The following is a 13,216-nucleotide window of genomic DNA, read 5'->3' as shown; positions in this document are numbered from 1 at the left end:
TTTAGAAACATATACATTAAAAAGCGATTAATTCTATTTACAGGGTAAGTCGCTTTTTTGTTTTAGTACTTATTTAATCTTCCAATAAATCTGGGCGACGCGCTTTAGTGCGTTTATAGGCTTGTTCTTCGCGCCATTCTTCAATTTTTGGCAAGTTGCCACTAAATAAAAGCTCAGGCACTTTCCAGCCTTTATATTCTCTTGGTTTTGTGTAAATTGGTGGCGCTAGTAGATTATCTTGAAAAGAATCGGTTAGGGCAGAGGTTTCATTGCCTAATACCCCAGGAATTAATCGTATTACGGCGTCGCATAATACCGCTGCAGCTAGTTCTCCCCCAGACAACACAAAATCGCCTATCGAGATTTCACGTGTAATTAAATAATCTCTAACACGTTGGTCTACACCTTTGTAATGTCCACAAAGAATAATGATGTTTTCTTTAATGGAAATTTGGTTTGCAATACCTTGGTTAAGTGTTTCACCATCAGGGGTCATATAAATAACCTCACAGTAATCGCGTTGCGATTTTAAGTTGCTAATGCACTTATCAATAGGCTCTACCATCATAACCATGCCTGCACCACCACCAAACTGGGTGTCGTCTATAGATTTGTAATTGTCGGTAGTATAATCTCGTAAATTATGAAAGTGGATTTCAACCAAATTAGCTTCAATAGCGCGCTTTAGTATAGACGCTTCAAAAGGACTTTTAAGTAATTCTGGTAAAACGGTAATAATATCTATTCTCATAATAATTGTATTGCAGCAAATATAAATGAATTTGTTCTATAAGAATACTTAAAAGGTTGCCTGTAATTTGGCAACCTTCATACATTTAATCTTATTTTAAATATTAAACCTATGCAGAGTTTACTCTATTATGTTTAGGTAAATTCATAAACTCATACATGCTGCTGTTGCGCATTTTTAAGTACAGGTTTTTGTTTACTGAAACGGGGATTTTTAAATCGGGAAACTTAATAAGATAGTTTTTTCCCTCTTTTCCAATAAAATTTACTTTAACAGGTGTTTGTTCCATAATTTAAAATATTTAAGATTAAACTATAAAAAAAATCATTTTTGAGTCATCAAAAAATATTCCAAATTAAAATTTAGGGATGCAATGAAAATTTGTCAGCCTTAACGGTTTAACAGCCCTAAAAGCTCTTGTTCAAAACGGTTGGAAAACATATTGGCATGACCATTAACTATTTTATGCTCTTCACTTACAAGTATAACTTTTGTTAATGGGTAAACTGCTAGCTTTTTAACCGATTCTTCAGGTGTTTCTAATATATACTCATGCTTAAGTGCATGTTTTTTATTTTTTACGGTTGTAGCCCAACGGTCTTTACTGTAATCATCAATATTTACCGAAATAAATTCTACCTCGGGGTATTTTATAATAAGGTCCTTAACGCGTTTATGGCTGGTTTCAAAATAATCTTTGTAAAGATGAGACCAAAAATATATTACTGTAGGTTTATTAATTATTGCGTTAATATTTATAACGTCTTGTGTTAAATTCCGAACATTTATATCAGGAAAACTTTCACCGGGTTTTAATTTATTAATAGATGTATTGTAGGCAACAACCATTTCGTTGTTTTTCTCATTACTGCTTTTAGAAAGAAAATATTTTATAATTTTTTCGTTGTCTTCAATGTTCTTGTTTTTAGACAAAAATTTCATTCCATAATGGTACAGCAGTTCATTTTTAATTTCAGTATTGGTAACTAAACTATCAATTGCTGCCATTTTATCTAGGTTATAACAAGTGTTAGTCCAAATTTCATATGGAGATTTTGTATGTTTAACATGGGTTTCCAAGGCTATGTTGTTAAAACTACGTTTTAGAAAAGACGTGTAATTAAAATAATCTTTAAAAAAATTATCGTTGTAATTTATATTTTTTCGGTAGTCGTAAAAATTAGCAGGTAGTGCTTCAATAATTTTTTTCTTGTTGCGCCCATAGTGCACAAAAGGGTATATTTCTTTGCTAGAATAATAATCGTAATCTATGTTGGCCTGAGCTATTTTGTTAAATAATTGGGATGTGTTGTGCTTTTCTTGATATTTTTTTAGCTTCTTATTTTTTTCAGCTCTAATAGAATCAATTTTTTTGGTAAAAGCTTCTGGACTTAATTGACAAAACTTAAAGACCTGTTTTTCTTCTTTTTCACTTTTAAGAAAATCGTTTATTAAATAATTATTTTTTTTCGCGCCCTTACCAGTATATACCAGAGACTCATCAAAATCAAAAGTATTTAACCGAAACATAAGGCTATCGCCAGGTTCTAGTAAAAACATTTGTATTTCTCCACCATGGCGAAATGTATAAAACCCTGGCTTTAAATTTTCTATTTTGTAAGTAAAACGGTTATTGCCATCAAGTTTTATGGTATCAATAACATCTTTGGAATCAAAAATAACCACATAATCAGTATTATTATTGATTATTTCTCCTCCTATAATAGCGTACTTGCACGAATCTTTACCACAGCTTATTAGCAATAAAGTAATGCATGCCATGTATACATATAATTTCATATATCCCTCCTCAAGAAAGTAGACATTATTATCTACCAACACAAAAATATATTTTGCTTATATAATACCCTGTTAATGCGTTGTTAAATGTTGAGTTATCGTTAAAACAGCGTTAAAAAATAAGTGTATAAAGCTTTAACTAACGCTTAGATTTTTTTACTTTTGCCGAAATTTAAAATCAGGCTATGTTATCAGTTTCAAACCTTTCTGTACAATTTGGTAAGCGTGTATTATTTGATGAAGTAAATACCACATTCAACAATGGTAATTGCTATGGTATAATTGGTGCCAACGGTTCCGGAAAGTCTACTTTTTTAAGAATTCTTTCTGGTAAGCAAGAACCAACTTCGGGACATGTATCTTTAGAAACTGGCAAGCGCATGTCTGTATTAGAGCAGAACCATAATTTGTACGATACGCATAATGTTCTAGAAACTGTTTTAATGGGGAACAAGCCGTTGTTTAAAATTAAGACTGAAATTGATGCGTTGTATGCAGACTATTCTGATGAAAACGCAGAAAAAATTGGAGAGCTGCAAGTGCAGTTTGAAGAGATGAACGGTTGGAATGCCGAGAGTGATGCAGCTGCCTTATTATCTAATTTAGGCATAAAGGAAGATTTGCACTATACTTTAATGGCAGATTTAGACGGTAAGCAAAAAGTACGCGTGCTTTTGGCTCAGGCTTTATTTGGAAATCCTGATGTATTGATTATGGATGAGCCTACCAATGATTTGGATTATGAAACTATTACTTGGTTAGAGTCCTTCTTAGCAAATTACGAAAATTGTGTAATTGTAGTATCGCACGACCGTCATTTTTTAGATGCGGTTTGTACACATATATCCGATATAGATTTTGGGAAAATAACCCATTATTCCGGTAACTACACATTTTGGTACGAGTCTTCGCAATTAGCAGCAAAACAGCGTGCACAACAAAATAAAAAGGCCGAGGAGAAAAAGAAAGAGCTCGAAGAGTTTATTAGACGTTTTTCTGCAAATGTTGCAAAAAGTAAACAGGCCACCAGTAGAAAGAAGATGATTGATAAGTTAAACATATCAGACATTAAACCATCTAGTCGCCGTTATCCTGCAATTATTTTTGAAAGAGATCGCGAAGCAGGAGACCAAATTTTAAACATAGAAGGATTGTCGGCCTCTTTAGATGGCGATGTGTTATTCAACAAAATAGATTTAAACTTGGCCAAAGGCGATAAAGTAGTGGTCTTTTCAAGAGACTCTAGAGCTACAACTGCTTTTTATCAAATTATTAATGGAAAAGAAAAGGCAGACTCTGGTAAATTTGCTTGGGGTGTTACTACAACGCAGTCCTATTTACCGCTAGATAATAGTGAGTATTTTCAAAGCGACTTATCTTTAGTAGATTGGTTACGCCAATGGGCACAAACCGAAGAAGAGCGCGAGGAAGTTTACATTCGTGGGTTTTTAGGGAAAATGATTTTTAGTGGTGAAGAAGCGCTTAAAAAATGTAATGTGCTTTCGGGAGGAGAAAAGGTGCGTTGTATGCTTAGTAGAATGATGATGGTGAGAGCCAACGTTTTAATGCTAGACGAACCAACAAACCATTTAGATTTAGAAAGTATTACAGCATTTAACAATTCGTTAAAAAACTTTAAGGGTACTGTGCTGTTTACTACTCACGATCATGAATTTGCACAAACCGTTGCCAACAGGGTTATTGAGTTAACGCCTAATGGTATTATAGACCGTTATACCACTTTTGATGAGTACATGCAAGATGCTAAAATTAAAGAGTTACGCGAAAAAATGTATGCGGTAACAGCTTAAATTAGGCTTCCATTTCAGAAATTAAACCCTCTACAATTTTAGTGGCTTTTTTAATTTCATCTTTATGAACATGAACTTCTTGAAAGTCGTGAATAGCACCACCAAAACCTGCTATTCGTCCAGATTCGGCTTCGTCTTTGATAATTGCTGATATATTTTCAGCTTCAAGAGATTGAAATATATGCTGTACCTGAACAAAGCTGCCTGCAAAAACTTTGATATAATTTGACATAAGTAAAAGTTTTAAGGATTTTACTTAAAGTTATGTAAAATAAGTGAGAATTACAAGATTAAAATGTACCTATTAAACCAATTTGATTAGCTGAAAAGGTAAAATTCCAACTAATGTTTTTTGGGGGCTTTGTGTAATTGTATGCTTTAGAATTAAATAGAAATTTATCTATACTGTCTACAACAATAATACTTAATGCAGCAGAAAAAGCAATGTCGGTAAGCCAATGTGCACCATCAACCAGTCTGGATATGGGTGCAACAGCCCCAATGCCGTAAACACCAATTTTAACCCAAATATTATCAAACTGTTTTGCAATGGCATGAGACATGGTTACAGATAAGGCGGTATGGCCCGAAGGAAAGGAATGATACCCTGGTTCTGAAGAAAACAATTGAAAATCAAAAGGATCCCCTGTGTGATTTGGTCTTGCACGACCTACACTACCTTTTAATAAACTATTAATTACACCATTTGTAATAGACGATGAAATAACAAGCACGCTAGTTTTTCTTATTTTTTCGTTTTTTGTTAGTAAGCCAAAACCGTACAACCCAGCATTAGTAATAAAATAATTTTGAGGACTACCAAAATACCAGCCAAAGTCCCTAATACCTTTTGGGAAGTTTTCGCTGTTCCTTTCAAAAAAACGATTGGTTTCTTTGTCTAAAGACGAAAGTGCTATTGTACCAACTAATAAGCCACCAAGCTTACCAAAATCTTTTCCTTTCCAATGTAAAGGTCTAGTAAAGCTATAACCAACACTTTTTAGGGTTTGTTTGGTGTCGTGTTTTAGAAGTTCTAGTGTAGTTTTATCTTCTTTAATTTTGGTGCTATCCTGCATAATTTGAGCAGGCAGAAAAAAGCATCCAATTAAAAACGTTGTTAAAAAAGTTATTTTATAAGTTAGTTTGCTGTAAAGCATTTTAGTTAGCGTAATTCCGCACCAAGCTGTTTTTCAAAATTAGCTTGGAGTTTGTTCATTATTTTATCAATTTGTTTATCATTAAGGGTTTTGTTTTCATCTTGAAGTGTAAAACTCACTGCGTAACTCTTTTTACCTTCTGGAAGATTTTTACCTTGATATACATCAAACAAATTCACGTTTTTCAACAACTGCTTTTCAGTCTGTTTTGCTATTTTGTAAATAGATTCAAAAGTAACCTCTTTATCTAATAACAAAGCAAAATCGCGACGTACAGCTGGGTATTTAGCAATTGGTTTAAAAGTAATTTTATTGTGTTTTACCATATTTAGTATGGCATCCCAATTAAAATCGGCACACACAACTTCTTGAGAAACATCAAAAAACTTCAATACTTTTTTGGTAACTAAACCAAAATTAACCAAGGTAGTTTTGCCTAAATTTAAAGATACACCTTCGCTAAATAAGTCGTTTTTAATTGGGGTTTCATTAAATCTTGTAATACCCAAACGTTCTAGAACAGAATATACAATGCCTTTTAAAAAGAAAAAATCGTTTTTTTGGTTTGCATTAGAATTCCATCCTTCGGCATTTTGGTTTCCCGTAGCGAAAAGCGTTAAATGTTTTTGTTCTGTTTTGTCTTCAGAATAATTATGGTAGGTTTTACCAAATTCAAAAAGCTTTAAATCTTGTCGTTTTCTATTAATGTTATAAGCTATAGCTTCTAAACCAGAGAATATAAGCGATTGTCTCATTACAGATAAATCGTTGCTTAAAGGGTTTAGCATTTCTATGTTGTGAGCTTCTTTTAATTGGCCGCTTAATGCCGCATAATTTGGTGTGGTGAGGGAATTGGATAAAATTTCGAAAAATCCTTGTCCAGCCAATTGATTGCCTATGGTATTTTGTACTTTAAAATCCTCAAAACGAGACATACTAGAAATAGAGGCATTAAGTTTTTTAGAAATATTTATGTTATTGTATCCGTAAACTCTAAGAATTTCCTCTATAATATCTGCTTCTCGTTGTACATCGTTTCTAAAAGCAGGTACGGTTAATCCCAAACCAGTTTCAGTTACATTATTTACCTTTATATCAAGCGAGGTAAGTATGCTTTTTATGGTTTCTTTAGAAATTTCTTGACCTATTATTTTTTTTGCATTCTCGAAACTTAATCGTACTTGAAAGTCTTCAATTTTTTTTGGGTAAATATCAACAATATCACTTGTAATATCACCACCTGCTAATTCTTGTATTAATAAAGCAGCACGTTTAAGGGCGTATTCTGTAATGTTAGGGTCTATACCGCGCTCAAAACGGAAAGAAGCATCGGTATTTAAACCATGGCGTTTTGCAGTTTTTCTAACACTTACAGGGTTAAAATAAGCGCTTTCTAGAAAAATACTTCGTGTTTTTTCCGTAACACCAGAGTCTATACCGCCAAAAACACCAGCAATACACATAGGTTTTTCGGCATCACAAATCATTAAGTCCTCTTCGTGTAACTCACGCTCAATGCCATCGAGGGTTATAAACTTTGTGCCTTTCTTTAGTGTTTTTACTTCAATTTTATCGCCTTCAATTTTACTAGCATCAAAAGCATGAAGTGGTTGCCCTAGCTCGTGTAACACGTAATTTGTAGCATCAACCACATTATTTATAGGGCTTAAGCCTATGGCTTGCAAACGGTGCTTTAACCAGTTTGGAGACTCTGAGACTTTAATTCCAGAAATGGTAACACCACAATAGCGTGGTGCTAATTCTTTATTAATAACATCAACATCTATTTTTAATGTTCTGTTCTCTACATTAAATGCACTAACCGATGGGGTAATTAATTCAACTTTAACTTCTTTTTGCAATAAGCCCGCCTTTAAATCTCTAGCTGTACCGTAGTGGCTCATGGCATCGGCTCTATTTGGTGTTAAGCCAATTTCAAAAACGGTATCATTTTCTATATCAAAAATACTAGCAGCAGGTGTGCCTATTTTAGCAGTTTCCTCTAAAACCATAATACCATCGTGCGATTTACCAAGACCAAGTTCGTCTTCGGCACAAATCATTCCGTGGCTTTCCTCACCTCTAATTTTCCCTTTTTTAATAGTCCAAGCTTCACCTTCGTTAGTATATAAAGTTGTGCCTATTGTAGCAACAGGAACCATTTGTCCTACAGCAACATTAGGCGCGCCACAAACTATTTGCACTGGCGTTTCGCCTCCTAAATCTACAGTGGTTATTTTAAGTTTATCTGCATTTGGATGTTTTGTACACGTTAGTACTTTGCCAACTACAACACCTTCTAAACCGCCTTTAACAGACTGGTATTTCTCCAAGCCCTCAACTTCTAATCCTAAATCTGTAAGTAATGCGCTGGTTTGTTCTGGTGTCCAATCAATATTAATAAATTGCTTTAACCAGTTGTATGAAATCTTCATAAATCGTTATACTATTAGAGCAGACAAAGATAATTTTTTGAGGTTAGTATTCAAACAAAGGCTAGCACTTTGTTGCTATATTCTAAACAAGTATGTTTTAGTTCAAATTTAAGCCCTAATATTACTATGCAGTTTAGTGGATTAGAATTTAAGAACATATGTTTTTGTGTTTGGTCGATGCACTTAAGTTGGTGGTCGAAATTTAAAGTTTATGTGAAAATTATTTTGGAATTTTTTAAAAAAATTAAAAAATAGAAAATTATGTTTAGAAACATGAAGTTAGCACACACTGTGTTTGTAATGGCATTCTTAATAGTGAGTTGTGGTAGTGACAACGATGATGACATAATTAAACAAGATTTGCCAGAGTATAAACTAATACTTGGAGGTCAAGACGATTTATTGTCTACGGGAATGAGTTTTCCAAATACTGATCCAAACGCCGTTTCTATTTCTAAGCCCTTTACTGTAAAAGGGGAAGATTTGACTACAGATGTAACCATTTCCATTTCAAATCATTTTCAATTATCATTAAACAATACTAACTTTACTAATACCATAACCATTGCAGCTAATCAATCAAACAACCAAACAACTGTTTACGTGCGTTATTCGCCTGATGAAACCGTTAAAACAGATGTTGATGGAGTGGTGACTATTAGTAACAATCAAGCAGAAAATATTAGTTTTACTGTAAAAGGTAAAACTACTTTAGGCAATATTATTAATTATTTAACATTTGATAAAGAACGTCTTGCAAACGGTGGCGGCTATAAACAGCATTCAAGAAAAACTTTTACGCTACATGATGATGTCACAGATATAGAAACTATAAAAATGTATGTAAAATTAACGTGTCCTGATGTTGGATGTGATGAATGGGATGTGTTTGCAAATGTAAAAATTAAAGACCAAGTATCTGGTGAAGACTATGAGTTAGCGAGATATATTACTCCCTACTGGAATGATAATAGCCAACTAGATAGAGGTTTTGAATTTGATGTCACCGATTTTAAGTCTTTACTTACTGGAGAGGTAGAATTAAGGATACGTACTGAGTGTTGGAATGCAAGAGGCTATGAGGTAACTATTGATTTTGATTATATAAAAGGCACGCCAGATTACCCATATTATGCCATAGCCCGTGTATTTAATTACGATAATGGTTCTGCTGCTGGAATTCCGTATGGTATTGCCCATGATAAAGACTTAACACGAGAGATTACCATACCTGAAAATGCCGAAAGCACACATTTAAGAACATTTATTAATGGGTGGGGCGAAGCAAATCCAAGTGATGCTAACGGAAGAAGGTGTGCAGAATGGTGTTACAGAACACATAAAATAAAAATAAATGGTGCTGATACATTTTATCATTATTTAGGTCCGTTAAATTGTGAAAGTAATCCTCTAAATAATCAAGATCCAGGAAATTGGAAAGCAAATAGAGCTGGATGGTGCCCCGGAATGGAAATTCCTTTAAGAGTAGATAATTTTACCACTTCCATGGCAGGTAATTCTTTTAACTTAGAATATGAGTTAGAAGATTGGGTTAGCGACGGAACAAAAGACGCTTTTTATCCAATTTCAACATTTGTTGTAGTTAAGAGTAATACAGTAATAAACCGACCAATAGTTATAGATTAAATTACTTAGAACTAAATAATATAATGCAAGTTAAAACTAAAGGTTTTGTTGGTATATTGCCACCATTAAATTATTAGGTTTTAAATTCGTTTTATGAAGCATATAATTATCATAATATTAACGGTTCTTGTATTTTCTTGTAAAGAAAAAATAAATAAAAACACACTAAAAAATGGGATATACAGAGCAGAATTAAAGGTAAATGACACTTTAAATTTGCCGTTTAATTTTGAAGTAGTTTCAGAACATAAAATAAAAATACGTAATGCCGAAGAGGTTATTGAAGTTAATGATATTACATATAAAGGTGATTCTGTTTACATACAAACCCCAGTTTTCGAGGGATTTATTGTTGCCAAAATTAAAGATAGCGTTTTAATAGGAAGTTTTAAAAAACCAGAATTAAATCGAATTATGGCCTTTAAGGCTGAAAAAAATGATTCTAGATTTGATGCTAGTGACGATTTTCCAAAATATGATATATCAGGAAATTGGGAAACAATATTTAGTCCTAATTCTAAAGAAAATGCATACATCGCTAAAGGTGTTTTTAAACAGTACGACAATAAGGTTACGGGTACTTTTAGAACAACCACTGGCGATTATCGATTTTTAGAAGGGGTTTTAAACGGTAACAAGTTGAAACTATCTACGTTTGATGGTGCCCATGCATTTTTATTTACTGCTGAAGTTAACGATAGTGTAATTAATGGTATGTTTTACTCAGGAAACCATTGGAAAGAGCCATTCGTGGCAAAACGTAATGAAAATTTTGAATTACCAGATGCAGATTCACTTACGTATTTAAAAGAAGGTTACGATAAGGTACAATTTTCTTTTCCTGATGAAAATGGAAATATGGTGTCGCTAAATGATAAGCAGTTTAAAAATAAAGTTGTTCTGGTTCAAATTATGGGTACATGGTGTCCTAATTGTTTAGATGAAAGCCAATTTTATGCTAATTATTACAAAACAAATTCTAATGAAGATTTAGAAATTATAGCATTAGCTTTTGAATATGTAAATACCAAAGCAAAGGCATTTAATAACATAAAGCGCCTAAAGGAAAATATTGGTATTAACTACCCGGTGTTGTTAGCCCAATATGGGTCGTCTAGTAAAGTAAAAGCTCAAGAAAAATTACCAATGTTAAATCATGTACTGTCTTACCCAACCACAATTTATATCGATAAAAAAGGAAAGGTTAGAAAAATACATACAGGTTTTAATGGGCCGGCAACGGGGGAAAAGTACATTGAGTTTAAGTTAAATTTTGATAATTTTATAAACAAATTACTAGAGGAACAGCTGTAGTTTAAGCAAATATGTTAAAAGTGTTAATTAACATTCATTGTAATTTATTTAACAGACTGCTAACATGTTGCTGTTTTTTTAGATTCTAAATTGCTGATATTAAAACATATAGTTTTATTTGTCATCAATCAAACCAAACAATCAGTTAAGAAACCCAACTTTTTTGAGTTGGGTTTTTTGTTGTAATATCTAATTTTTTATAAAATGATTACCTTATGGTGGTTTATTACTAGATGTTATATTACAATAGCCTAAAAATTATAATTAAAATGGGTAAAATGTTTGATATAGATTTTGATGTCACAAAAGATGATATTTGGCTACAAAGTGCCAAAACATTAAGTAGAATAATTGGTGTTTTAGGCATGCTTTTACCAATTTTACTTTGGCTTTTTTTGTGGATAGTAAATGGCTATACCAAGGTATTACCATCTATAAGTCATTATTATTTTACACGGTCTAATGTTATTTTTATAATTGTTGTAAGCCTAATTGCAATTTTTTTACTAGTGTACAAAAAAAGCAAGGGTGGTTTTTTATTATCAACACTTGCAGCTATTGGGGCAATACTGTTATTGTTGTTTCCCACAAATGCCTTAATAAAAGATTGCTGCGATATATGTAACTCTGTAAGTATAGCCTTTATTGAGAATAATTGTTTTCGAAACACATTTCATTATATAAGTGCAGCTGTTTTTTTAGGAAGTTTAGCACTAATGAGTTTGTTTGTTTTTACAAACGATAATAAAGAGAAATTAATTCATGAACCGCAAAGCTGTACCCCAAGTAAAGTAAAGCAACAAAATATAGTTTATAGAATTTGTGGAATAATAATGATTTTAGCTTTACTTATAATAGTAATTGGCTCTTTTAATACACCGTTTAAACCTATTTACAATGCAAATAACCTAACGTTTTGGATGGAAACCATAGCGGTGGAAGCTTTTGGTTTTTCTTGGTTGGTAAAAGGAGAGGCCGTATTTAAAAGTAAATAAAATATTTTTACTTAAGTCGTTCAGCATCATTGTAAAAAAGCTATTATTTAAGCTTACATTATTATTTATTCATTTTAGTTTTTATTCACCTTGCATATTTATAACATCACTTGTATATTTATGCTACCAAATAAAAAATTGTACTAATGGCACAAAACGAAAAAGCAAAACGTTGCGAGAACTGTATAGTAAGGCAGTTTAACAGTTTAGGTGCTATGAGTAAAGAAGAACTTAAGCATGTTTCCAATGCAAAAATTACCAAAAAAATAAAGAAGGGAGACATTATTTTTGAAGAAGGAGAACGACTAAATGGTGTATTTTGTATTCGGGCAGGCGTATCTAAGCTTTCAAAATTAAGTTCAAATGGAAAAGACCAAATTGTAAAGCTAGCTGCCAAAGGCGATGTTATTGGCCAACGTTCAGTAATTGCCGATGAGAATGTAGATTTAAAAGCAACTGCTGTTAACGATATGGAAGTGTGTTTTATTCCAAAGGATAGAATTGTAACACCTTTAAAATCTAATCCTAAATTTACAATGGAAGTCTTAAAAACTCTAGCGAGCGATATTAAAGACTCTAACGATGTTATTTTAAGCCTTTCCCAAAAAAACGTAAAGCAACGCATAGCGCAAGCTTTATTGTATTTAGAAGAACATTATGGCGTAGACGATGATGGTTTTTTAAAACTTAATTTAACTAGGGAAGATTTAGCTAGTCTAGTAGGAACAGCTTTAGAATCTTGCATTCGTAATGTGTCTGCCTTAAAAAAAGAAGGTCTTATAAAAATATCTGGTAAAAGAACAGGTATTGTAGATAATGCTGCTCTAGAGCGGTTTATTGAAGATTTTTAATATTCAAATTGTTTTTTTACTCATTTTTTTCAAAAACCTGACAAATATCACCTTTTGTGTTTTTTTTACTTTATAAGTTTACACCGTAAAAAGGTTTACACTTATGAGAACCACAGTAATTATTAATAATTTACAATGCGAAAATTGTAAAAACTTATTGGATACCGAAATCCAAAAGGTGAGTGGTATCTCTAATTTAGATATAGATATAGCTACAAAAAGTATAAGTTTTGATTACAAAACACACAATGCTATGGAAGGTTTGCGTATGCATTTAAAAGCAATAGGTTATCCTATTACTAAAGATCCTAGTATTATTAAAGAGGATTTAAAAAATGTAAATTCTCCCCAAAAAGAAAAAGTTGTTACTAATAAGTGATGGTTTTTACATGATTGATAGTTTTAAAAAAAAACCTGTAATTTTAATTACAGGTTTTTTTAATATTTATTTTGTT

Annotated in this window: 12 protein-coding genes; 6 read left to right on the top strand and 6 right to left on the bottom strand. The window is 32.4% G+C overall.

The window, feature by feature from the left end:
* Window positions 1-73: 73 nt before the first annotated feature.
* The 3 genes from trmD to CLV33_RS05255 form a co-directional block, all read right to left on the bottom strand.
* Window positions 74-751, bottom strand: a complete 678-nt coding sequence (trmD, locus tag CLV33_RS05265; protein WP_105472999.1) for a tRNA (guanosine(37)-N1)-methyltransferase TrmD — start codon at window positions 749-751, stop codon at window positions 74-76.
* Window positions 752-860: 109 nt separating this feature from the next.
* The gene (locus CLV33_RS05260; protein WP_042240994.1) at window positions 861-1,040 is read right to left on the bottom strand and encodes a hypothetical protein; all 180 of its coding nucleotides are present in this window, start codon (window positions 1,038-1,040) and stop codon (window positions 861-863) included.
* 101 nt (window positions 1,041-1,141) lie between these two features.
* Window positions 1,142-2,533 carry a TlpA family protein disulfide reductase gene (locus tag CLV33_RS05255; protein ID WP_105472998.1) on the bottom strand — a complete coding sequence of 464 codons (1,392 nt, stop codon included), beginning with the start codon at window positions 2,531-2,533 and terminating at the stop codon, window positions 1,142-1,144.
* A 203-nt stretch (window positions 2,534-2,736) separates the two neighbouring features.
* Between CLV33_RS05255 and CLV33_RS05250 the strand changes: the two genes are divergently transcribed.
* Entirely contained in the window at window positions 2,737-4,362 is a 1,626-nt protein-coding gene (locus CLV33_RS05250; protein WP_042241004.1) for an ABC-F family ATP-binding cassette domain-containing protein, read from the top strand.
* Between the two features lies 1 nt (window position 4,363).
* Here the strand turns inward: CLV33_RS05250 and CLV33_RS05245 are convergent, their stop codons facing one another.
* From CLV33_RS05245 to pheT, 3 genes are all read right to left on the bottom strand, one after another.
* Entirely contained in the window at window positions 4,364-4,594 is a 231-nt protein-coding gene (locus CLV33_RS05245; RefSeq protein WP_105472997.1) for a putative signal transducing protein, read from the bottom strand.
* A 58-nt stretch (window positions 4,595-4,652) separates the two neighbouring features.
* Window positions 4,653-5,438: a phosphatase PAP2 family protein gene (locus CLV33_RS05240; RefSeq protein ID WP_170063976.1), complete on the bottom strand. Its 786-nt coding sequence runs from the start codon at window positions 5,436-5,438 to the stop codon at window positions 4,653-4,655.
* An 86-nt stretch (window positions 5,439-5,524) separates the two neighbouring features.
* The gene (gene pheT / locus CLV33_RS05235) at window positions 5,525-7,954 is read right to left on the bottom strand and encodes a phenylalanine--tRNA ligase subunit beta (RefSeq protein WP_105472995.1); all 2,430 of its coding nucleotides are present in this window, start codon (window positions 7,952-7,954) and stop codon (window positions 5,525-5,527) included.
* A gap of 273 nt (window positions 7,955-8,227) precedes the next feature.
* Between pheT and CLV33_RS05230 the strand changes: the two genes are divergently transcribed.
* From CLV33_RS05230 to CLV33_RS05210, 5 genes are all read left to right on the top strand, one after another.
* Window positions 8,228-9,601 carry a peptide-N-glycosidase F-related protein gene (locus CLV33_RS05230; protein WP_211297537.1) on the top strand — a complete coding sequence of 458 codons (1,374 nt, stop codon included), beginning with the start codon at window positions 8,228-8,230 and terminating at the stop codon, window positions 9,599-9,601.
* Between the two features lie 93 nt (window positions 9,602-9,694).
* A complete protein-coding gene (locus CLV33_RS05225; RefSeq protein ID WP_105472994.1) occupies window positions 9,695-10,915 on the top strand; it encodes a peroxiredoxin family protein in 1,221 nt (406 codons plus the stop codon).
* A gap of 269 nt (window positions 10,916-11,184) precedes the next feature.
* On the top strand, window positions 11,185-11,910 hold the full coding sequence (locus CLV33_RS05220) for a hypothetical protein (protein ID WP_244906385.1): 726 nt from the start codon (window positions 11,185-11,187) through the stop codon (window positions 11,908-11,910).
* A 146-nt stretch (window positions 11,911-12,056) separates the two neighbouring features.
* Window positions 12,057-12,761: a Crp/Fnr family transcriptional regulator gene (locus CLV33_RS05215; RefSeq protein ID WP_045371404.1), complete on the top strand. Its 705-nt coding sequence runs from the start codon at window positions 12,057-12,059 to the stop codon at window positions 12,759-12,761.
* A 103-nt stretch (window positions 12,762-12,864) separates the two neighbouring features.
* Complete coding sequence (locus CLV33_RS05210) at window positions 12,865-13,140, top strand: heavy-metal-associated domain-containing protein (RefSeq protein ID WP_052415092.1); 276 nt, start codon at window positions 12,865-12,867, stop codon at window positions 13,138-13,140.
* Window positions 13,141-13,216: the final 76 nt, after the last annotated feature.

The organism is Jejuia pallidilutea (genome assembly GCF_002973595.1).
Classification (GTDB): Bacteria; Bacteroidota; Bacteroidia; order Flavobacteriales; family Flavobacteriaceae; genus Jejuia; species Jejuia pallidilutea.
This window is presented reverse-complemented; position numbering and strand designations above follow the sequence as displayed.